This window comes from Pseudomonas poae (assembly GCF_001439785.1).
GTDB lineage: Bacteria > Pseudomonadota > Gammaproteobacteria > Pseudomonadales > Pseudomonadaceae > Aquipseudomonas > Aquipseudomonas poae.
In genome coordinates this window covers 81,573-102,723 of the sequence record NZ_JYLI01000015.1, presented here as the reverse complement: position 1 = coordinate 102,723, position 21,151 = coordinate 81,573, and the positions used below count along the sequence as shown (strand labels likewise).

The 21,151-nt window shown below is 62.1% G+C and carries 22 protein-coding genes and 1 pseudogene; 16 read left to right on the top strand and 7 right to left on the bottom strand.

What is annotated here, in order from left to right; all coding sequences use genetic code 11:
- Nucleotides 1-10: 10 nt before the first annotated feature.
- From TU75_RS18285 to TU75_RS18270, 4 genes are all read left to right on the top strand, one after another.
- Nucleotides 11-658 carry an HAD-IB family hydrolase gene (locus tag TU75_RS18285; protein WP_003237904.1) on the top strand — a complete coding sequence of 216 codons (648 nt, stop codon included), beginning with the start codon at nucleotides 11-13 and terminating at the stop codon, nucleotides 656-658.
- A 386-nt stretch (nucleotides 659-1,044) separates the two neighbouring features.
- Nucleotides 1,045-1,998 (top strand): hypothetical protein, encoded by a 954-nt coding sequence (locus TU75_RS18280; RefSeq protein WP_060549687.1) that lies wholly within the window; start codon nucleotides 1,045-1,047, stop codon nucleotides 1,996-1,998.
- A gap of 302 nt (nucleotides 1,999-2,300) precedes the next feature.
- The gene (locus tag TU75_RS18275; RefSeq protein ID WP_060549686.1) at nucleotides 2,301-2,681 is read left to right on the top strand and encodes a helix-turn-helix domain-containing protein; all 381 of its coding nucleotides are present in this window, start codon (nucleotides 2,301-2,303) and stop codon (nucleotides 2,679-2,681) included.
- Nucleotides 2,647-2,952, top strand: a complete 306-nt coding sequence (locus tag TU75_RS18270) for a hypothetical protein (protein ID WP_169794355.1) — start codon at nucleotides 2,647-2,649, stop codon at nucleotides 2,950-2,952. Before TU75_RS18275 ends, TU75_RS18270 begins: the two co-directional genes overlap by 35 nt.
- A 36-nt stretch (nucleotides 2,953-2,988) precedes the next feature.
- Here the strand turns inward: TU75_RS18270 and TU75_RS18265 are convergent, their stop codons facing one another.
- Nucleotides 2,989-3,678, bottom strand: coding sequence for a hypothetical protein (locus tag TU75_RS18265; protein WP_082630458.1), 690 nt, complete (start codon nucleotides 3,676-3,678; stop codon nucleotides 2,989-2,991).
- A gap of 145 nt (nucleotides 3,679-3,823) precedes the next feature.
- A complete protein-coding gene (locus TU75_RS18260) occupies nucleotides 3,824-4,879 on the bottom strand; it encodes an MBL fold metallo-hydrolase (RefSeq protein ID WP_060549685.1) in 1,056 nt (351 codons plus the stop codon).
- A gap of 121 nt (nucleotides 4,880-5,000) precedes the next feature.
- Here TU75_RS18260 and TU75_RS18255 point away from each other — a divergent pair, with 121 nt between their 5' ends.
- The 4 genes and pseudogenes from TU75_RS18255 to TU75_RS28630 all read left to right on the top strand — a co-directional run bounded on the left by TU75_RS18255 (nucleotide 5,001) and on the right by TU75_RS28630 (nucleotide 8,451).
- Nucleotides 5,001-5,639 (top strand): TetR/AcrR family transcriptional regulator, encoded by a 639-nt coding sequence (locus TU75_RS18255; protein ID WP_060549684.1) that lies wholly within the window; start codon nucleotides 5,001-5,003, stop codon nucleotides 5,637-5,639.
- Nucleotides 5,640-5,815: 176 nt separating this feature from the next.
- A complete protein-coding gene (locus TU75_RS18250; RefSeq protein WP_003237891.1) occupies nucleotides 5,816-6,874 on the top strand; it encodes a diguanylate cyclase in 1,059 nt (352 codons plus the stop codon).
- A 257-nt stretch (nucleotides 6,875-7,131) separates the two neighbouring features.
- Nucleotides 7,132-7,851: pseudogene (locus TU75_RS28635) on the top strand (PAS domain-containing protein); the annotation flags it as partial.
- Nucleotides 7,852-8,016: 165 nt separating this feature from the next.
- On the top strand, nucleotides 8,017-8,451 hold the full coding sequence (locus tag TU75_RS28630; protein ID WP_370671342.1) for a methyl-accepting chemotaxis protein: 435 nt from the start codon (nucleotides 8,017-8,019) through the stop codon (nucleotides 8,449-8,451).
- A gap of 91 nt (nucleotides 8,452-8,542) precedes the next feature.
- Here TU75_RS28630 and TU75_RS18240 read toward each other — a convergent pair whose 3' ends face one another.
- Nucleotides 8,543-9,430, bottom strand: coding sequence for a LysR family transcriptional regulator (locus TU75_RS18240; RefSeq protein WP_003237887.1), 888 nt, complete (start codon nucleotides 9,428-9,430; stop codon nucleotides 8,543-8,545).
- 80 nt (nucleotides 9,431-9,510) lie between these two features.
- Between TU75_RS18240 and TU75_RS18235 the strand changes: the two genes are divergently transcribed.
- The 7 genes from TU75_RS18235 (at nucleotide 9,511) to TU75_RS18205 (ending at nucleotide 16,486) form a co-directional block, all read left to right on the top strand.
- Nucleotides 9,511-10,218: a CTP synthase C-terminal region-related (seleno)protein gene (locus tag TU75_RS18235; RefSeq protein ID WP_015372791.1), complete on the top strand. Its 708-nt coding sequence runs from the start codon at nucleotides 9,511-9,513 to the stop codon at nucleotides 10,216-10,218.
- Nucleotides 10,215-10,535 (top strand): antibiotic biosynthesis monooxygenase family protein, encoded by a 321-nt coding sequence (locus tag TU75_RS18230; RefSeq protein ID WP_003237883.1) that lies wholly within the window; start codon nucleotides 10,215-10,217, stop codon nucleotides 10,533-10,535. Before TU75_RS18235 ends, TU75_RS18230 begins: the two co-directional genes overlap by 4 nt.
- A gap of 177 nt (nucleotides 10,536-10,712) precedes the next feature.
- The gene (locus TU75_RS18225) at nucleotides 10,713-11,840 is read left to right on the top strand and encodes a glycerophosphodiester phosphodiesterase family protein (RefSeq protein WP_003237882.1); all 1,128 of its coding nucleotides are present in this window, start codon (nucleotides 10,713-10,715) and stop codon (nucleotides 11,838-11,840) included.
- Between the two features lie 89 nt (nucleotides 11,841-11,929).
- Entirely contained in the window at nucleotides 11,930-12,244 is a 315-nt protein-coding gene (locus TU75_RS18220; RefSeq protein ID WP_003237880.1) for a PepSY domain-containing protein, read from the top strand.
- A gap of 159 nt (nucleotides 12,245-12,403) precedes the next feature.
- Complete coding sequence (locus TU75_RS18215; RefSeq protein WP_060549683.1) at nucleotides 12,404-13,576, top strand: GAF domain-containing sensor histidine kinase; 1,173 nt, start codon at nucleotides 12,404-12,406, stop codon at nucleotides 13,574-13,576.
- A 100-nt stretch (nucleotides 13,577-13,676) separates the two neighbouring features.
- Complete coding sequence (locus tag TU75_RS18210; RefSeq protein WP_003237876.1) at nucleotides 13,677-14,699, top strand: transporter; 1,023 nt, start codon at nucleotides 13,677-13,679, stop codon at nucleotides 14,697-14,699.
- A 170-nt stretch (nucleotides 14,700-14,869) separates the two neighbouring features.
- Entirely contained in the window at nucleotides 14,870-16,486 is a 1,617-nt protein-coding gene (locus TU75_RS18205; protein WP_003237874.1) for an inorganic phosphate transporter, read from the top strand.
- Nucleotides 16,487-16,548: 62 nt separating this feature from the next.
- Here TU75_RS18205 and TU75_RS18200 read toward each other — a convergent pair whose 3' ends face one another.
- The 3 genes from TU75_RS18200 to TU75_RS18190 are packed head-to-tail and all read right to left on the bottom strand — an operon-like array spanning nucleotide 16,549 to nucleotide 19,213.
- Complete coding sequence (locus TU75_RS18200) at nucleotides 16,549-17,523, bottom strand: 5-oxoprolinase subunit C family protein (protein ID WP_003237871.1); 975 nt, start codon at nucleotides 17,521-17,523, stop codon at nucleotides 16,549-16,551.
- Complete coding sequence (locus TU75_RS18195) at nucleotides 17,520-18,398, bottom strand: 5-oxoprolinase subunit B family protein (protein ID WP_015372795.1); 879 nt, start codon at nucleotides 18,396-18,398, stop codon at nucleotides 17,520-17,522. Before TU75_RS18195 ends, TU75_RS18200 begins: the two co-directional genes overlap by 4 nt.
- A 56-nt stretch (nucleotides 18,399-18,454) precedes the next feature.
- Nucleotides 18,455-19,213 (bottom strand): 5-oxoprolinase subunit PxpA, encoded by a 759-nt coding sequence (locus TU75_RS18190; protein WP_003237867.1) that lies wholly within the window; start codon nucleotides 19,211-19,213, stop codon nucleotides 18,455-18,457.
- 104 nt (nucleotides 19,214-19,317) lie between these two features.
- On the opposite strand from TU75_RS18190, the gene TU75_RS18185 reads away from it, so the two are divergent.
- The gene (locus tag TU75_RS18185; RefSeq protein WP_003237864.1) at nucleotides 19,318-20,235 is read left to right on the top strand and encodes a LysR family transcriptional regulator; all 918 of its coding nucleotides are present in this window, start codon (nucleotides 19,318-19,320) and stop codon (nucleotides 20,233-20,235) included.
- On the opposite strand, the gene TU75_RS18180 is transcribed toward TU75_RS18185, so the two are convergent.
- On the bottom strand, nucleotides 20,232-21,128 hold the full coding sequence (locus TU75_RS18180; RefSeq protein ID WP_060549682.1) for a LysR family transcriptional regulator: 897 nt from the start codon (nucleotides 21,126-21,128) through the stop codon (nucleotides 20,232-20,234). The two genes, TU75_RS18185 and TU75_RS18180, sit on opposite strands and share 4 nt — an antisense overlap.
- Nucleotides 21,129-21,151 lie beyond the last annotated feature (23 nt).

Sequence of the window (21,151 nt, the reverse complement as noted above, 5' to 3'; positions counted from 1 at the left end):
GAACCCAGACATGCTCGAAGCCGGCCCCGCTGACGCCAAAGTACTCTCTGTCTTTGACTTCGACGGCACCCTCACCCACCACGACAGTTTCGTGCCCTTCCTCAAGTTTGCTTTCGGCACTGGCGCGTTCTATGGCCGCATCGTGAAGCTGGCGGTGCCGGGGCTGCGTTTTCTGGTGCGGCAGATCAGTCGGGATGAGTTGAAGGCGCAGTTGATCCGTACCTTTATGGCCGGGGTGGAGAAGACGTGGGTGCAGCGCAAGGCCGAGGAGTATTGCCAGCGTAATTGGGCGCGGTTGATGCGTCCGGCGGGCGTGTTGTCGGTGGAGCAGGAATTGGGGTCGGGGGCGGTGGTCACGCTGTGTTCGGCGTCGCCAGCGCTGGTGTTGCAGCCGTTTGCCGATCGGCTGGGGATCCGCTTGATCGGGACCGAGCTTGAGGTGGTGGACGGCGTGCTGACCGGCAAGCTCACGGGGAATAATTGCCGCTGCGAGAACAAGGTGCTGCGCCTTGAAGCGGTGTATGGGGACCTGGGAGCCTATCGGCTCAGAGCCTGGGGCGATACGCGCGGGGATCGGGAGTTGCTGGCGGCGGCGCAGGATGCGCATTTTCGGCATTTTCATGCGAAAAAGAAGCGGCGGCCGCGGTTGCAGCGTTGATGCGCGAGGTGGGGGCTGGCGGTGGAGCGAGGCGATCCCATCGCTGCCTCGCCGGGGCTCGACAGCTTTTATCAAACACAAAATAACTTTTTGATTTAAAACCTGAAATTCCAGTCAGCCACATTCCTGTGGCGAGCAGGCTTGTCCTGCGTTGGGCTGCGCAGCAGCCCCAAAACCGTGCTCCGGGCAGTGTCAGGTACACCGTGTTTCCCTTCATTGGGGGCGCTGCGCACCCCAACGCGGGGCAAGCCCGCTCGCCACATAGGCTCCAGTTTGCTGCGCGACAGCGTTAAGTCGAAGACTTGGCGGAGCCTCCCACATTTTTGCTCTGCGTCAGTCTGATAGTTGCGTAGTATCGGGCTATCCCTCTCACGGACCCGAGCCCCATGAAATTCGATACGGCCTATAGCCTGAGTCTCGATGACAAGCTGTCGATCTACGACGTGCGGGACCTGAATTTCGACGAAACCGCCGCTTACGACTCCGACACGGACAGCTTCCTGTGCCCCAACGATGCCTGCCGGGCGGCGTTCGAGGCGGGCAATACGCTGGCCACGTTCAACGCGAAAAACGTCAATTACCTGCGCACGCCCCACTTCAAGAACAGGACCGGCACGCAGCATATCGAGGGCTGCCGCTATGCCAGCCTGCATAAGGCCGCGAGCGGAGAAAGTGACGACGCGCGCGAGGATAATTTCCCTTCGGAGTTTGTGTTGACGCGCCGCAGCTACCCACGCAAAACACCCGCCGCCGGCAGCGAGAGGCAGGCCTTGCCGACGCCTGCGAACCCGCCCGCCAACCGCGTCAGCTTGCCGGTGAGTTCAAGTGACACCACCCCGGACAAAACCAGCGTGTTCGCCCACCCGGTGGAATGCTACGTATCGAACATCGACGACAAGGACCGGCTCAAGGCCATGCCGCTGAAGATCGGCGAACACACCGCGACCTATTGGACGTTTTTCAAGAAGATCGAATACCTGCAGGACAACAAGGGCCTGATCTACTGGGGCAAGGTCAAGGCCATCAAGGACTACACCAGCAGCTTTCGCATCGACTTTGAAAAGAAGGTATGGCTCGACAAAAAGCCTTACTCGGTCAACGTGTACCTGAGCAAAAAACTCATCGAGAACTACCGCAAGCGCACGGCGTTTCTGGAGCAGATCAAGGCGGCGGCGAGCAGTGAGCGGGAACTGTATTGTTTCTTTTACGGTGTGACGCCGGAGCTGAAACAGGTGCCGAGCAAGAAGAACCCCGAGCAGACGTTCGGGGTGTTCAGCGCGAATATCGAGAACCTGGATCATCTGATTATTCGGGAAGCGCCGGGGCTGCAGACGCTTTAAGCAGTAGCGTGCGGCGCACGCCACATTTGCCGATACTGTTCACGTGACTGCTGAACCTTCGCCGCATCCAGCATGCAGTAGCGTGTTTTCACATGAATGGCCAACAGGATGTGCTTGCGTTTAACCGATGCGGGCATTAATTCACGGGGGCGCAGGTTCTCCAACCCTTGCGTCGCAGCGCGGCCCCCACGCGAAAAACACAAAGCCAAAACACTGTTTAAAAGCCCAGTAGATGAACGGCACAAACACCTGTACAAAAAAACAGTATAGTTTGCGCTCCCGTCACTTCCTGGAGAAACCTCATGTCCTCTCTGGCAATGAGCTCGTTCGTAGACCAGCAGATCGTCCTGCACCAATTCACCGCCCAACACAGCGTGCAGGCCCGTGCCATGCTGGGCTGGAGCCACGAAGACCTGGCCCGTCAGGCCGGTGTATCGGTGGCGTCGGTACAACAGTTTGAAAGCCGCGCGCAGGTGAACGATGAGGTCCGCCTGGCACTGGCGTTTCGCTTGGAGGCTGAAGGCCTGGTGTTCTTCCCGGGGTTTGCGCCGGGGTGGGGGATGAGTGTGCGCCGCTTTGATACCGTTGCGACCGAGCCGGCCGCTCCAGGCATTCTCTCGCGCTTCATGGGTTCAACAGCGGTATCACTTGACTCATCAACTCCTCAAACGAATGGTGCGTAATATCCAATCGAATATCCGGACACTTCTGCGGCTTCAACACGCGTTCATGCCGACGCAAACTGCGCAGGCTGTGGTTGCCGCCATCGTGGCACGCGGTCCTGGCAAGGAATGCCGCCCTGTCAGCATGGCGGCTGCCGCCTTCCAGTATCTGGTCACCGTGGCCCTGCACTTCCCGCAGGCACAGGTGGTGCAGTCGGATTTACGGGCTCAGGCTCAGGAATATCACATGGTTAAACGGCGGGGTCATTCCATGGCCCCAGCTACAGACTGAGCCGAACAACCCCAACCTTGTATGGCCGCGCTGTGACTAGGTCGCACGCCCCTGCCGAAAGGCCCATACGAGCAGGCTGAGCGAAGCCCGCGACCTGCGTGAGCCAAAAAACCAGAGCTGCGAACCATCTTCCAGCACTTCGCAGACACGGGGGTAATCGCTGGGGCTATCGCCATGAAACGCTGCACGCCGGTCGTCCGACACCACGGCATCAAGCCGAGAGTCCGCCAGCAACTGATCAATTTCATTGCGATTGCGCAGGCTGAAGTGAAGGCTGTCATCCGTTCGTTGCGCGTCCACCGCCACCAGTTGCGCGCCCGCCTGGCGCAGGGTGTCGAACGCTCTACGCAGGGCTGGGCTGTGTGGCGCAGGTTCTTTATGCTCGCCGCGTACATAGTGTTCGACATAGCCAAGGCGCCAGCCGGCCAACGGCGGAGTCGCCGTGAACGTGGTGTTGTTCAGCACCAGGGGCACCTCCACCATCACCGGGTCGGAAGGGTCGATACCGCTCAGCGCGATCAACGACAACGAAGGATCGCGTACTGGCCTGATCATCGGAGCCACGGCGTTGTAGCCCGGTATGAACACCTTGCCCTTGGCGTGTTCGTCACCAAAAATGATACCGCTCAGGCAACCTTCGTCAGCGTGGAAGTGGCGCTTGGACGCCGCCAGATCGACAGGCTCCGCCGATGCGGAGGACGAGGCCGGCACCGTACGAAAATGCATACCCAGTTGAACGTTTTTCCTACCGCCATCATCCATCGAAGCAGACCCACAGAGGCTAAAATTCCGGGCGATCATGCACTGTCTTCCGACGCTTGTGCCGCGCTGAAACACCTTGAAAAGTCATTTCCCGTAGCTGCTCTTTGCCTCAGCTCGAGGCGCGCGCCTGTGCACCTTGAGCCTCCACCTCCAGCCACCATGCGTGCCCACGCTCCGGCTGGTTCAGATTGAATGCCTGTCCCATTGCCGGCGTGGTAATCAACACGTTGCGCTCCCACGCCAGGGCCATGATGCGGTCGAAGGGTTCGTGCCAGGCGTGGAACGCCAGGTCGAATGTGCCGTTGTGAATCGGCAGCAGCCAACGGCCCTTGAGGTCGATGTGGGCCTGCAGGGTTTGCTCCGGTTGCATGTGCACATGGGGCCAGTCGACGTTGTAGGCGCCGGTTTCCATCAGCGTCAAGTCGAACGGGCCGTACTGCTCGCCGATACGTTTGAAGCTATCGAAATAGCCGGTGTCGCCGCTGAAGAAAATGCGCCGCGCCGCGTCGATCATCACCCAGGAACACCACAGGGTCTGGTTGCCATCAAACAGCCCGCGTCCGGAAAAGTGCTGGGCGGGCGTAGCAACGAAACGAATGCCTTCCACTTCGGTATCTTCCCACCAGTCCAACTGCCGCACTTTGCTGGCCTCCACTCCCCATTTAATCAAGGTGTCGCCCACACCCAGCGGGGCCAGAAAGAAGCGGGTCTTGCCGGCCAACTGGATGACCGCCTTGCGGTCCAGATGGTCGTAATGGTTATGGGACAGAACCACCGCCTCCAGCGGCGGCAGCGCTGCAAGGCTGATGGGCGGCTGGTGAAACCGCTTGGGCCCGGCCCAACTGAAAGGTGATGCGCGCTCGGCAAACACCGGGTCGGTGAGCCAGAACTTGCCGCGCATCTTCAGCAACACGGTGGAATGCCCCAGACGAAACACGCTGTGATCGGGTGCGGCCAGCAGTTGCTCACGCGTCAGGGACTGTACCGGAACCTCCCCCACCGGCCGGGTGTTGCGCGGTTTGTGGAACAACATCTTCCAGAAGATGCCCAGGGTTTTACCAAATCCGCCGTGCGGCACCCGAGTGCCGTTGCTGAATTGCCGCTGTGCCTGCTCGGCAGGCTTGAGCGCAGCAGACGCGGTGTCTTGGGATGGGGTGGTGGCCATTACAACAAAGCTCCTGCGAACTGCGGGAAAATTACACTGCACAGTGTAGTTTCAAGATTGCAACAAAATCCGGAGCAAGTAAACTGCCGAGTGTAATTTCTCTCGGAGCCGATCGCCCGCCATGACTGCCCCCCAACGCCTCACCGACCGCAAGCGCGAAGCCATCGTGGCGGCGGCCATCGCCGAGTTTCGCGCCAATGGGTTCGAGGTCACCAGCATGGACAGGATCGCCGCCACCGCCGGCGTCTCCAAGCGCACGGTGTACAACCACTTCCCCAGCAAGGAGGAGTTGTTCGCCGAGATTCTCCATCAACTCTGGGCCAGCAGCGTCGCGCAACTCGACATCAGCTATGCCAGCGAGCGCCCGCTGCGTGAGCAATTGCGCGGTTTGCTCGCCGCCAAGATGCAGATGATGGCGGACGCCAACTTCCTCGACCTGGCACGCGTGGCCATCGCTGCCACCATTCATTCGCCGGAGCGCGCGCAGGACATGGTCAACCGCCTGAGCAAGCGCGAAGAAGGCTTCACCCAATGGGTGCGCGCCGCACGCGACGATGGCCGGCTCAGTTGCACCGACCCGGCCTTCGCCGCGCACCAGATCCAGAGCCTGCTCAAGGCCTTCGCGTTCTGGCCACAGATCACCCTCGGCCAGCCCACCCTGGACGCGGCCGAACAGGCCCGCGTGATCGAGTCGGCCATCGACCTGTTCCTCGCAGGCTACGAAGTCCGCCCCGCTGACCCCGCAGGCGCTATCGCATAAGCGACATGGAAAGTCGCTTTTGGCGCATTTGGCACCCGATTTGCGCAAATGGCCTCCAAGGCCACTGATTATTCCTTTACGAATAACTGACAATATTCCCGGCATTATCCGATCAACGGTTGATCCAGTGACCGCGCATCGCCGTACCTGTAAAAAATCAGCTGGGCCAGAAATTTATGGAAAACAGACGAGGCAAAGGACTTTCATTTGCCAGGCGTATCTACCAGCCAAGGATTATCGGCCTGGGTGTTGGCAGCATCAGTGTCACTGGCGCCTTGTATCCGTTGGTTATGCCGGGTTGGGTGTGGGCGTTTCTGCTGCTCAACGGATTCATCTGGGCGCACGCCGCGTACCTGTTGTCGACCCGCTCGCCATTTCCCTACCAGGCCGAACAGCGCAACTTCCTGTATGACTCGGTGTTCGCTGGCTTCTGGGTCGCCGCCGCGCAATTCACGCCGCTGACCACCGCGACCCTGCTGTCGATGGTCACCATGAACAACGTCGCCGCTGGTGGCACACGCCTGTTCCTGCGTGGCCTGCTGGCTCAGGGCGTCGGCATCGTCGTGGCGTGGGCACTGTTCGGCATACGCTTTAACCCCGATGTCAGCCTCCTCCAGGTCTACACCTGCCTGCCGATGCTGACGCTTTACCCCATGGCCATCGGCATGGTCTGTTACCAATTGGCGATCAAACTGTCGGAGCACAAACGCGCCCTCGGCGCCCTGAGCCGCACCGACAGCCTCACGGGCCTGCTCAACCACGGCTCCTGGAAAGATCTGCTGCACCTCAAGTTCCACGAGTGCCAGCAGCAGAGCAGCCACGCCACCATTGCGCTGATCGATATCGACCACTTCAAGCAGATCAATGACACCCACGGCCATATCGTCGGCGATACGGTGCTGCGCGAGCTGAGCCTGGAGCTGCGACGCAAGCTGCGGGAAAACGACCTGGCCGGGCGCTACGGTGGCGATGAGTTCTGTGTGATTCTTCCGCAAATGCCGTTGGCCGAAGCCGCGCGGATCATGGAGCACATGCGCGAGACCTTCAGCGATTACCGTCACCCGCAGATCCCCGAATTAAGGGTCAGCCTGAGCATCGGCCTGGCGACTTTTCAGCCCTTCTTCACCGACGCCTCCCTATGGCTGAACGCGGCGGACCGGGCGCTGTACGACGCCAAGGACACCGGACGCAACCGGGTCAAGGTCAGCGATCAGGTGATTGCCCATTTCGCCTGAAGTTGTCGTACAACACCTCGTCAGAATTTTCTTCCACCCCACCACAGTGAAAGCATAATGCCACCACCGGTCACCTGCCCAAAAAAGGTCCTGCCCCTGAGGCGAACTTGTTGTCAGGCTGATCACTCATAGACCCGTTCCACCTTCTGTCGGCATCAGGAAGTCGACAATGAGCACGTCCGCCGTAGGCCAAGCGCCAAACGGGGCAAGCGCCAATCCATGGATAACTCCCGACGTTGCTTGTCCGAGCACTGCACATGCTATTCAACGCCTACAAAAAAACCATCAACGCCCTGCAACACACTGTCGCCCAGCAAGCCAGTCTGCTCGACGCCATCGAGCGCTCAATGGCCGTGATCGAATTCGACCTGCAAGGCACCGTACTGCGGGCCAATGACAATTTTCTGCACACCATGGGCTATCGCGCCGAGCAAGTCATCGGCCAGTCGCACCGCCTGTTTTGCGCCCCCGAATTTGCCCGCAGCGCGCAATACAGCCAGCTGTGGACCCAACTGCGCAATGGCCAGTTTCAGTCTGGCACCGTCGAGCGGCTGGGCAGCAATGGCCAGTCGGTATGGCTGGAAGCCAGCTACAACCCGGTGCGCGACGACACGGGCACGGTGATCAAGGTGGTGAAGTACGCCCTGGACGTGACCCCGCGCTTGCAGGCTGAAAGCGAGGCCAATGCCAAACTGGAAGCCATCGGCCGCGCCATGGCAGTGATCGAGTTCAACCTCGACGGCACCATCATCACCGCCAACGAAAACTTCCTCTCGCGCATGGGCTACAGCCTGGCGCAGATTCAGGGCAAGCATCACCGCCTGTTCTGCACGCCGGAATCGGCCAACAGTGCGGCCTATGCCGACTTCTGGAAGCGCCTGAACCAGGGCGAACTGTTCAGCGGCCAGTTCGAGCGCATCGACAGGAACGGCCAGGCCGTGTGGCTCGAAGCCAACTACAACCCGGTGTACGACGCCGGCGGGCGCCTGTGCAAGGTGGTGAAATTCGCCTCCGACATCACCGCCCGCGTGCAACAACATGCCACCGACGCCGCAAGTGCGACGCAGGCGTATCACATCTCCCTGAGTACGCGCGACATCGCGGAAAAAGGCGCCGAAGTGATTCAACAATCGGCCACTGGCATGCGCGAAATTGCCGCGAACATCGACGGCTCGTCGCAATTGATCGCCAAACTGGGCGAGCGTTCGCAGCAGATCACGGCCATCGTCAACACCATTCGCGCGATTGCCGACCAGACCAATCTGCTGGCGCTCAATGCGGCCATCGAAGCAGCACGGGCCGGCGAACAGGGTCGCGGCTTTGCGGTGGTGGCCGATGAAGTGCGACAACTGGCGTCCCGCACCAGCGGCTCGACCACGGAAATTTCCAGCATGATCGCCATGATCCAGGAAGAGACCCGTCAGGCCATCGACAGCATGGACGGCACCCGCGACCGCGCAGCCGTCGGCGTGGACCTGGCCAACCGGGCCGGCACGGTGATCCTGCAGATTCGCCAGGGCACCAGCGAGGCGGTGCAGGCGGTGAGCGCGTTTGCCGGTGAACGGGTCAGCCACTGACCCCCATCTGCCAAAGGGTGGCTGATGTGGGAGGGGGCTTGCTCCCACATTTGAGCTTGCTCTCACATTGGGAATTGCTGCACTGCATACCTCAACTGGGCCTCGCTCCGGGCACATGCAGTCCCAACTGCTCGAACAACGTCACCACCGAACGCAACGCCCGGCAATCCGGGCGCGTCAGCAGCCACAGCGCGGTATCGTGCCCTGCCAGCGCAGGGCCCAGCGGTTGCAGGTGCGCGTCCAGTAAAAAGTCTGGCAAGGCCGCCACCCCCAACCCAGCCCGCACCAGTTCGGTCACCGAAAGCATGCTGTTGCAGCGGTAACTGAGGCGCACGCCTGGCAGGTGCTCACGACGCCAAACCACGGTGGGGTGATCGGGCAGGAAATCATCCGGCGCGATCCAGTCCAGCTCAGCCAACGCGCGGCCCGCGTGCCGGCGCGCATAATCGACACTGGCACATACCCGATACGCCACGCTGCCCAGGTTGCGTCCTACAAGGTGCTGCGGCGGCGTGCGGGTCAGGCGCAGGGCAATGTCGGCATCGCGGCGGCTGAGGTTGGCAAAATCATTCGACGTGCTCAGCTCCAGCGTCAGCGCCGGGTAAGCCGGCATGAACTGCGCCAGCGCCGGCAGCAGCAAGCTTTGCAGCACGGAGTCGGTGCAGGTCAGGCGCACCGTGCCGCTGATCACCTCGCCGCCCTGCTCCACGCCGATGCGCGCGGCTTCCAGGGCCTGTTCGGCACACTCGGCCTGTTGCGCCAGGTGGCTCGCCAGGCTGGTGGGCAGGTAACCGGCGCGGCTTTTTTCAAACAGGGTCTGCCCCAGGGCCGCCTCCAGCCGCCGCACCGCGCGGAACACCGTGGACACATCCACCCGCAACAACGCTGCCGCCCGCGCCAGGCTGCCGCCGCGCACCAGGGCCAGGATCAGAGACAGGTCGGTGTAATCGATTTGATAGTGCGTGACTGCATTGAGCATGTGGGCAAATGCCAATATTGATTGCGTGAGCGCCAATCTATAGTGGGCATCAGGACACAACAAGCCATGGGATGCCTCTGATGAAAACCACCGCTCTGCACATCGCCCTGATCGGCGACTACAACCCGGATGTGATCGCGCACCAGGCGATCCCGCTCGCGCTGCAACAGGCCGCGCAAACCCTGGGCCTGACGGTGCACGTCAAATGGCTCGCCACCGACACGCTCACCTCCACGACGCTGTTGCAGGGTTTCGACGGGTTCTGGTGCGTCCCGGCCAGCCCCTACCGCGACACTCAGGGCGCCTTGCGCGCGGTGCGTTTTGCCCGCGAACAGCGGCGCCCTTTCCTCGGCACCTGCGGCGGTTTTCAGCACGCCGTGCTCGAATATGCCCGCCATGCAATGGGCTGGGCCGATGCCGAACACGGCGAACTGGTGCCGGATGCCCAGCGTGCGGTGATCACCCCGCTTGGCTGCGCGTTGGTGGAGGCGATCGACACGATACGTTTAGTCCCCGGCACCCGCATCGCCGATGCCTACGGCCAGCTGGATCTCGAAGAAGGCTACCGCTGCCGCTACGGCATCAACCCCGCCTTCGAAAGCGCTCTGCTGGAAGGCGACCTGATTGCCAGCGGCCACGACGCCGCCGGCGAGCCACGCGCCGTCGAACTGCTGAACCACCCGTTCTTCGTCGCCACGCTGTTCCAGCCCGAGCGCGCGGCGCTCAAGGGCACGACGCCGCCCCTGGCGCTGGCGCTGCTCAAGGCCTGCCAGGCGCTTTCGGCATGATCGCCAACACGCCCGCGCCGCCTTACTACGCGGTGATCTTCAGCTCGCTGCGCAGCGATGGGGACCTGGGTTACGGCCAGGCAGCCCTGCGCATGCTGGAACTGGCCCGCGAACAACCGGGGTTCCTGGGCGTGGAATCAGCGCGGGAGGACGGGCTGGGGATTACGGTTTCATATTGGCGCAGCGAAGCGGCAATTCTGGCGTGGAAGCACAATGCCGAGCACACACAGGTACGCGAGCAAGGACGCGCCAGCTGGTACTCGGCGTTTCATACCCGCGTGTGCAAGGTCGAAAGGGCCTACGCCTTTCCAATCTGAAACGCATATCTTTGTGGGAGGGGGCTTGCTCCCTCCCACAATTTGATCTTCACCTGACTGAAAAGGCCCCTAAAACACCCCCCGCGCACGTTAATGTCGGTTTGGTTATAGCGCCGTTCACAATCACTTGTTAAAAAGGAAGCCTTCTCAAGTTCCCTCCACGAAAGGACTTCGCTTATGCCTGTCACGTTTACCAAGAGCGCTCTGCTGCTCGCACTGATGCTCGGTCTTGGCCAGGCGCAGGCAGCCGACTCGATCAGCCCGGCCGAGTTGGCGACCAACGAAGGCATCCCCTACCCGGCCGTCATCGCCCACCGCGGTGCGTCCTACGATGCTCCCGAATCCACCGCCGCAGCCTACAAGGTCGCGCGCGACCTGGGCGCCGACTACCTGGAAATGGACCTGCAGCGCAGCAAGGACGGTGTGCTGTTCGCTCTGCACGACAACAACCTGCAGCGCACCACCGACGTGGCTACCAAGTTCCCCGAGCGCAAAGACGCGCCGGCCAACGAGTTCACCTGGAAAGAACTGCAAACCCTCGACGCCGGCAGCTGGTTCAACGCCGCCTACCCGGACCGCGCCCGCCCGGGCTTCGTCGGCCTGAAGATCCAGAGCCTGGACGACATCATCAAGATCGCCGAAGGCAACCCGCAGCACAAACCCGGCCTGTACATCGAGACCAAGGAGCCCAAGCAATTCCCGGGCATCGAAGCCGACCTCAAAACCAAACTGCTGGACAAGGGCTGGCTGAGTTCCGCCGGTTCCAAGCTGGGCAAGAGCAACACCGGCGTCGGCCAGGGCAAGGGCCGCGTGGTGCTGCAAACCTTCGAGGTGGCCAGCCTGAAAGAGCTGCAAAAGGAGATGCCCAACACGCCGAAGATCCTGCTGCTGTGGGTGGGTGAAGGCAGTATCGAGCCAAAATCCAAACAGACCTTCGCCGAGTCCGGCGAGTCGACCAAGGCCGCCTACTACGCCAAGCAAGAACCGAAAGACGCCGCCGAGTTCGAAAAATGGGTCGACCAGGCCAAGGACCTTGGCGCCATCGGCACCGGCCCTTCGGCCGAGCTGACCCATCACGGTGACCAGAGCTACACCGACCTGGTCAAACCGGAAATGAACAAGCTGACCCACGACAAAGGCCTGCTGGTGCACGTCTACACCGTCGATGAGCCGGTGGATTTCGAAAAAGTGATGAACGCCGGCGTCGATGGCATCTTCACCAACCGCGCGGCCGAACTGCTGAAGTTCTACAAGCGCTGGCCGTCGTCCAGCGTGCAGGACCTGCTCAACGACTATAAATACTGAAGCATTGGTGTCAGTGAGCCCTTAAGGATGAATTAAGTTGCGCTGGTTAATCTGGCGCCACTTAAACAGTTCATCCAAGAGGACACACCATGAAAACTTTGACTGCCCTGTTCGCTGCCACCGCTCTGACCCTGACTGCCGGTTTGGCTCAGGCGGATGTTCGTCCGGATCATATTGAAGGCCTGGTCAAGTCCGGCGCCGTGATGCCTTTCGACAAACTCAACGCAGCGGCCGTGGCAACTCACCCTGGTGCTTCGATTACCGACACGGAGCTGGACAACAAACACGGCGTCGCCGACCAGTATGTCTATGAAGTCGACCTGACCGATACCGCCGGCAAGCGCTTTGAAGTCAAGCTCGATGCCAAGACCGGCGCAGTGCTGGAAAACAAGCAAGACACCTGAGTTGAACCCCAAAAAGCCGCGCCACCTTCGGGTGGCGCGGTTTTTTTATGAGTGCAGGAAAATTCGTACATAAATTACCGCTGCAGCACTTAAGGTCGTTAAAATTCCCTACATCGGGCGGCGAACTTCGCCCACCACGTTGCGCACAGAGGCTGCTGCATGGACCAAAAAGCTGCCGACATCGCCACCATTGGCCGGATCAGCGCCGTGCCTGCGATGCTTCAGGTGATCAGCGACATCACCGGCCTGCGCTTCGCTGCCGTGGCCAGGGTGACCGATGACACCTGGACCGCCTGCGCGGTGCGCGATGAGCTGGAATTCGGCCTCGGGGTCGGCGGCGAGCTGGACCTGACCACCACCATCTGCCATGAGATCCGCGGCTCCCATGTGTCCGTGGTGATCGACAAGGCCAGCGAAGACCCGCTTTATCACGACCACCACACGCCGCGTATCTACCAGTTCGAAAGCTATATTTCGGTGCCGGTGTTCCGCACCGACGGGCGTTTTTTCGGCACGATCTGCGCCCTCGACCCCAACCCCGCCAACCTGCGCAGCAGCGCGATCCAATCCACCATGGAGTCGTTCGCGCGGGTGCTGGCGCTGCAGATCGAAGCCGAAGAAACCCTGCAACATACCGAAGCGCAACTGTACGAAGAACGCGGCACAGCAGAATTGCGCGAGCAGTTTATCGCCGTGCTGGGCCATGACCTGCGCAACCCCTTGTTCGCCATCAATTTCAGTGCCGAACGCCTGCTGCGCAAGCATTCGGCACCGGCCACCGACCCGCTGGTGCGGCACATTCTCAGCAGCGGCCAGCGTGCCGCGCAGTTGGTCGAAGACGTGCTGGATTTCGCCCGTGGCCGCATGGGCAGTGGCATTCCGCTGCACCTGAGCGATTGCGAAGGATTGCAGAGCGCCCTGCACCACGTGGTGTCCGAGGTGCAGAGCGTGAACCCCACGCGGGTGATTCGCGCCGATATCGGCGATTTGCGGGGCGTATACGGCGACAGCGAGCGTTTGGCGCAGTTGCTGTCGAACCTGGTGGCCAACGCCATCCATCATGGTCTTCATGATGGCCCGGTGGAGGTCACGGCGAAGATCGAGCATGGCCTCTTCATGCTCACGGTGAAAAATCCCGGGCAGATCAGTCGGGAGGCAGTGCCTCGCCTGTTCGAGCCGTATGCGCGCCCTGTCACCGACACCCCACAAGCCGGCTTGGGCCTGGGGTTGTATATCGTCAAGCAGATTGCCGACGCACACGGCGGGGATCTGGAGGTATCGACCTGCGAGCATTCGGGGACGCGCTTTACCTTTATGCTGAAAACGCGCTGAGCAAGCGTTCAAAGTGTCACAAAATCGTCATCCCGCCTTGCAATGATTCGCGCATGCGAACCTGTGAAACGTCCTACAGGCGCTTTCCCTGCGAGACTCCATGAACCACAGCATTGACCACAGCCACCAGGATCCCGATCTGTTTGGCCTGCTTTACGGTTTCCGTTTTCGCCCCGGTGAAAAGGGCGAGCAGATCGACTCCGCCACCGCCCTGCAGGCTCTGCAACAACCGGCCGACCCGGACGAGTTCTTGTGGCTGCACCTGAACCTGGCTCATGCCGCGTGCGAACGCTGGATGCAAACGCACCTGGATTTGCCCGAGGAATTTTTCGAAGCCCTGCACGAAGGCTCGCGCTCCACGCGTATCGAACATGTGGACTCGGCCTTGCTGGCGGTGGTCAACGACGTGGTGTTCAACTTCAGCAGCCTGGTGTCGTCGGACATTTCTACCTTGTGGGTGTGCGCCCGCAGCCGCCTGCTGGTGAGCGCGCGCCTGCAACCGCTGCACTCGGTGGACAAGTTGCGCTCATCGGTAAAGGCCGGTGAGGGCTTTCGCTCGCCGCTGGCGCTGCTGGTGCATTTGCTGCGCGACCAGGGCGAAGTGCTGACGCAGATCGTGCGCAAGACCAGCATCAGCGTCGACCATATCGAAGACCAGCTACTGTCCTCGCAACTGGCCACCAACCGCGCCGAACTCGGTGCCGCGCGCCGTGTGCTGGTACGCCTGCAACGCTTGCTGGCGCTGGAACCGGGCTCGCTGCTGCGCCTGCTCAACCGCCCACCGCAATGGCTGCAAAAAGAAGACGTGAAGGAGTTGCGCAAATCCACCGAGGAGTTCGCGCTGATCATCAACGACCTCACGGCGCTGGGCGAACGCATCAAGTTGTTGCAGGAAGAAATCGCCGCCAACCTCAACGAGCAGAGCAACCGCACGCTGTTCACCCTCACCGTGGTCACGGTGCTGGCGCTGCCGATCAACATTATCGCCGGTTTCTTCGGCATGAACGTGGGCGGCGTACCGCTCTCCCAGGACCCGGAAGGCTTCTGGATCCTGGTGGCGCTGGTGGCCACCTTCACCTTGATCGCCGGGCGCTGGGCCTTCCGCAAACGCAAAGACTACTGATTGCACTGCAATCGACTGTGGGAGGGGGCTTGCTCCCTCCCGCATGGGTTTGGCGGTGAGTTCTGGACAAGTGGCACTTTCATTCGCGTGAACACTGAGCTGTTGCAGTCTCTCTGTAACATTTTGTAATGATCATGGGCGACATCCTTCCCCACACAGGATGCTCCGGCATGGCCACCCCTTCACTGACAGCCCCTAGCACCGCCGCACACACCGACCCCAAACCCCGACTGGACAAGAAACCCGGCCTGATCACCGTGATCATGTTCTTCGCCGTCCTTGCCATGGGCCTGTTGTTCACTGCCTACAGCCTGATGCACGACATGAAGGAGATGGGCGCCGTCGTTACCACCTGGACGCCGTTCCTGCTGCTGGGCGTGGCGTTGTTGATCGCGCTGGGTTTCGAGTTCGTCAACGGCTTCCACGACACCGCCAACGCGGTCGCAACGGTGATTTACACCAACTCGCTGCCGCCGCACTTTGCGGTGGTGTGGTCGGGTTTCTTCAACTTTCTCGGCGTGTTGCTTTCCAGCGGCGCGGTAGCGTTCGGCATCATTGCCCTGCTGCCGGTCGAGCTGATTCTGCAGGTGGGTTCCTCGGCCGGCTTTGCGATGATCTTCGCCCTGCTGATCGCCGCCATCCTGTGGAACCTCGGCACTTGGTGGCTGGGTTTGCCGGCGTCCTCTTCCCACACCCTGATTGGCTCGATCATCGGCGTCGGCGTGGCGAATGCCTTGATGCACGGGCGTGACGGCAGCAGCGGCGTGGATTGGGGCCAGGCGATCAAGATCGGTTACGCGCTGCTGCTTTCGCCACTGATCGGCTTCGGCTTTGCCGCCCTGCTGTTGCTGGCCCTGCGCGCCTTCGTCAAGAATCGCGCGCTGTACAAGGCGCCCAAGGGCGACGCCCCGCCGCCGTGGTGGATTCGCGGCCTGCTGATCGTCACCTGCACCGGCGTGTCGTTTGCCCACGGCTCCAACGACGGGCAGAAAGGCATGGGCCTGATCATGTTGATCCTGGTCGGTACCCTGCCGATGGCCTATGCCCTCAACCGCGCCATGCCCGTCGAACAGTCGTTGCAGTTCGCAGCGGTGGCCGAGGTGACCCAGGTGGCGCTGATGAAAAGCGCGCCGCAGACATTGCCCGGCGACCCGCGCCCGATCCTCTCCACCTACGTGCGCACCAAGGAGCCCACCGCAGACCTCGTGCCGGCACTGGCCGCCCTCACCGGCCACATCGGCGACGAAGTAAAAGGTTACGGTTCCCTCGCCAAAGTCCCCGCCGAAGCGGTCGGCAACGTGCGTAACGACATGTACCTGACCAGCGAAACCATTCGCCTGATGGACAAGGACAAGGTCGGCCACTTCGACGCCGACACCCAGGGCAAGCTGCAACTGTTCAAGCAGCAACTCGATAACTCCACGCGCTTTATCCCGCTGTGGGTGAAAATCGCCGTGGCCATCGCGCTGGGGCTGGGCACCATGGTCGGCTGGAAGCGCATCGTGGTGACAGTGGGCGAGAAGATCGGCAAGACCCACCTGACTTACGCCCAGGGTGCGTCGGCCGAAATGGTGGCGATGCTGACCATCGGCGCGGCGGATATGTACGGGTTGCCGGTGTCGACCACCCATGTGCTGTCATCGGGCGTGGCCGGTACGATGGTGGCCAACGGCGGCGGGTTGCAGATGCGCACCATCCGTAACCTGCTGATGGCCTGGGTGCTGACATTACCGGCGGCGATTCTGCTGTCGGGCAGCCTGTACTGGCTGTTCACCCAATTGTTCTGACCCGACACTGTTGAAACTGTGGGAGGGGGCTTGCTCCCTCCCACAGGGGTCTGCTGTTTTTTTCAGGACGTGAATAACGCGGCCATTATTTTGCGGCGCTTCTTGTAGACTCGCCGCGCCTCCAGCGCCTCTTCCAGGCTGACCGCCACAAACCCCGCCCGCTGGTTCGGCTGCATCTGCCCGATCAAATCCAGATCGGCACTGATCACGGTGCCGATCATGGCGTAGCCGCCGCCCGACACCGCGTCGCGGTGCAGCACAATCGGCTCCAGCCCCGCCGGTACCTGGATCGAGCCGATCGGGTAGCAGCTGTCGACAATGTTCGACGGATCGGAACCGGCGCCAAACGGCTGCTCGCGTGGTTGAAAGCTCAACGCGCTGCCGCCCTTGAAGCGATAGCCGATGCGGTCGGCCTCGGAGCCTACCGTCCAGGGTTCGGCAAAAAAGCTGCTTTTCGCGCCCGTGGTCAAACGGTCGTAATACAGCCCCGGCACCACGCGCAGGGTCACGTCGCCGCCCACCGAACGGCGCAGGGCCATCGGCAGGCTGTTGCCGGCACGGCCCGCGCCGCTGGGCTCGCCGATCGACAACACATCACCCTCCTGCAAGCGCCGACCCTGGAACCCGCCCAGTGCGCCCAGGGTGTAAGTGGAGCGACTGCCGAGCACCACCGGCACATCAATGCCACCCGCCACGGCCAGGTACGTGCGCGCGCCGGCCACCGGAAACGCGAAGCGCAGCACCTGCCCGGCACGCACCGCGAAGGCGGTGTCCTGGTGCACCACTTCGCCGTCCAGGCGCGGTGACATCAATGCACCGCTGAGTGCCACCAACGCGTCCTGCGTAAACTCAAGCTCAGGCCCGACCAGCGTGCATTCCAGCCCCGCCGCCCCCAGCGGGTTACCCACCAGATGGTTGGCCGCGCTCAGCGCGTATTGGTCCAGCGCACCCGACGGTGGAATGCCCAGGTGGTAATAGCCTTCGCGGCCCAGGTCCTGCACAGAGGTGGCCAGGCCAGGTTTGAGCACCTTGATCATGCCAGCGCCTCCTGCAGGGTTTTCGGATAGCCGACGGGGTCGGCGAGAAACGCGTCGAGGGAAAATTCCACCGGGCGGATGCGCAGATCGAAGCGCCCGGCGTCCACTTCAGCCACCGCCAGGTCATAGGCGTCACGGTCAATCGGCTTGAACTGCACGATGTCGCCGGGCCGAAAGAACACCATGTGTTCCTTGAGGTAGGCCAGCTGCTGCGCCGGGTCGTAGATCGGTGCCGGGGTCACGCCGAACATCTGGTAACCGCCGGCGCCGCGCACCGAGTAGATGCAGCCGAAGCAGCCGCCATGACCGAGGGTCAGTTTGGGCGTATCGGTGCGCGGGCGCAGGTACTTGGGCACCTGCAACTGCCGCGCACGCTCGACCATCTGGAACATGAACGGCAAGCCCGCCACAAAGCCGACCATCGACACAAACCACGGCGCACCGCTGTGGGCGTCGATGAACGCGTCCACATCGGCCAGGCCGTTGATGCGCGCGGCGTATTCCAGGTCGGTGCCGCCGGGGTCCTGGTGACGGTCGCGAAAACGCATCAGGGTTTCATGGGTCCAGGGGTCGTTGTAGAGCACCGGAATTTCGATGATGCGCGTGTGCAGTGTGCGCTCGGCCACCGCCTGGGCCTCAGCGCTTTGCACGGCATCGAGCAATACGTGGGGCGCGATACGATCGGGGTCGAAGCGGATCTGGAACGAGGCGTTGGCCAGGCAGATATCCAGCACGCCGTCCAACGCCAGGCGCTCCACCGCGCGGGTCACGGCCATGCCTGTGAAGAAGGCTTCCAGCGACATGCTGTCGCTGACCTCGGCGAACAGGTGTTCATCAGCGCCGAAGCTGTAGCGGATGGGCGACGTTTCAGCCATGTCTGTTCCTCTTGGAATCATTGTAGAAAGGCAGGCAAAAAAGTAAGGGGTCGATCTTATTGAGGGGTCCTGACGTCGATACCGGCGCGGTCCAGGGCTTCACGGGTGGCTTCCACCAGTTCCAGGGCGCCGGGGGTGTCGCTGTGCAGACAGATGGAATCGAATTCGATGGACAGGTCTTCGCCTTCCACCGTGCGCACCAACCCGCTCTGGCACGCACGCAGCACCCGCGCCGCCACGGTGGCCGGGTCGAGTGCGCGCACGTTGCGGGTGAACACGATGGAGCCGCTCAGATCGTACTCACGATCGGCGTAAAACTCGCGCACCACGGGCTGCCCCAGCTCCCTGGCGACGTGCCAGATCACCGAGTTGGGCATGCAGTACAGCCACAGTGTCGGCTCGATGATTTGCAGGTTTTGTACCAGCAGGCGCGCGGCTTCTTCATCGCGGGCCAGGTGCATGTACAGCGCGCCATGGGGCTTGATGTGTTGCAGGGTCACGCCCTGAGCACGGGCGATTTCGCGCAGGGCGCCGAGTTGGTAGAGCATGTCGTCCACCAGTTCCTGGGCCGGCGCGTTGATGTGGCGGCGGCCGAAACCGACCAGGTCGCGAAAGCCCGGATGCGCGCCGATGGCGACGCCCAGCTGTTTGGCACGCGCCACGGTACGGCGCATGGTGCCCGGGTCGCCAGCGTGAAAGCCGGTGGCGATATTGGCCGAGCTGATATAGGCCATCAACTCCGCGTCGACGCCATCGCCGATGGTCCAGGGACCGAAGCCTTCGCCCATGTCTGAATTGAAATCCACTGCCTGCATCGCGTGCGCTCCGTCAAAGGGGATGCAGGGAAAGTAGGCTGCCCCTTGACCCCTTGGGAAGATCTATTATCAGATGAGGCATCTTCTGAAAATCAGATAAAGCCATGTCCCTTACCTTGCGCCAGGTTCGCTACTTCGTCGCCACCGCCGAAATCGGTCAGATTTCCCAGGCGGCGATTCACTTGAACATCTCCCAATCGGCGGTCACCACCGCGATCAAGGAACTCGAAGCCATGCTCGGCGTGCAGTTGTTCATGCGCTCGGCTCAGGGCATGAACCTCACCGACGCAGGTCGACACTTTCTCAACCGCGCCTACGTGATCGTGCGCAGTGTCGACGACGCGCTGAACAGCCCCTTGCCGGACCACCGCGCCAGCGGCGTGCTGCGCGTGGCCGCCAGCTACACCGTGCTGGGCTATTTTTTACCGCACCACCTGCAGCGCATGGAGCACTGGCACCCGGACGTGACCATCGAGGTCTTCGAACAGGAGCGCCAAGCCATCGAACAGGGCCTGCTCGACGGCGGCTTCGACATGGCCGTGGTGCTCACCGCCAACCTCACACACCCGGCCATCGTCTCGGAAATCCTGTTCAATTCCGAACGCCGCCTGTGGCTGCCCAGCCATCACCCACTGTGCGAACGGGGTGCGGTGAGCCTGGCGGACGTGGCGCAGGAGCCGTACATCCTGCTCACCGTCGACGAGGCCGAACACAGCGCAATGCGCTACTGGGAACAGGCCGGGCAGACCCCCAACGTGCGACTGCGCACCAGTTCGGTGGAAGCAGTGCGCAGCATGGTCGCCAATGGCAGCGGCGTGGCGATCCTGTCCGACCTGGTGCACCGGCCCTGGTCCCTGGAAGGCAAGCGCATCGAAACCCTGACCGTCACCGACCCGGTAACGCCCATGAGCGTGGGCCTGGCCTGGCACCGCGAGCGCGCGTTCACCCCGGCGATGCAGGCATTCCGGGATTACTTCCACGACGCGTTCCTGGCGCCGCAGCAGTTGTCGGCGCGGCGTTAGAGCTGCGCTTGCAGCACACCGGCCAGCCAGTCCATGAACACCCGCACGCGCAACGGCAAATGCCGCTGCCCGGCGTACAGCAGCGACACGTCCAACGGCGGTGCCGGGTAGTCCGGCAAAACCGCCACCAGTTCACCGCTGGCCAGTTCAGCGCTGAGGCCCAGGGCCGGCACCTGGATAATCCCGAAACCGCCCAGGCATGCCGACTTGTACGCATCGGTGCTGTTGACCGTGACCCGCCCGGCCATGGGCAGGCGCTGCACCTTGTTGCCCTGCAAGTATTCGAAGCCCGCCGAGCGTGAGCCCAGTGGACGCACGTAATGCACCAGATGGTGGTTGGCCAAATCGCCGAGTGTATGCGGCGTGCCAAAGCGTTGCAGGTAGGTGGCGCTCACGCAGTTAAGCATCGGCAGGCTGCACAGCCAGCGGGCAACCACGCTCTGGTCCGGCTGCGCGCCCACACGCAGCACGCAGTCGAACCCTTCGGCGAGCAGGTCGACCTGGCGGTCGGTGGTGCTGATTTCCAGCTCGATCAGCGGGTGCGCGTGCATGAAGTCGGGCAGGCGCGGCAGGATCAGGTCCCGCGCCATCACGTTGGGCATGTCCACCCGAATGCGTCCCGCCAGTTGCGCTTCGTCCTGACGAAACAGCCCTTCGAGTTCTTCCATGTGCGCCAGCAGATCCTTGCTGCGCTCATACAGCACAAGGCCGTCCTGGGTCGCTTGCACCTTGCGCGTGGTGCGCTGCAACAAATGCGCGCCGAGCAGTTCCTCCAGCGCCTGCACGTGCTCGGACACGGTGGAGCGCGGCAGGCCAAGGCGTTCGCCCGCCTGGGTAAAACTCGACAGCTCAGTGACCCGTACAAAGGTGCGCAGCAGTTCAAGCTTGTTCATGGATTGTTCGCCTTACCCGGCCA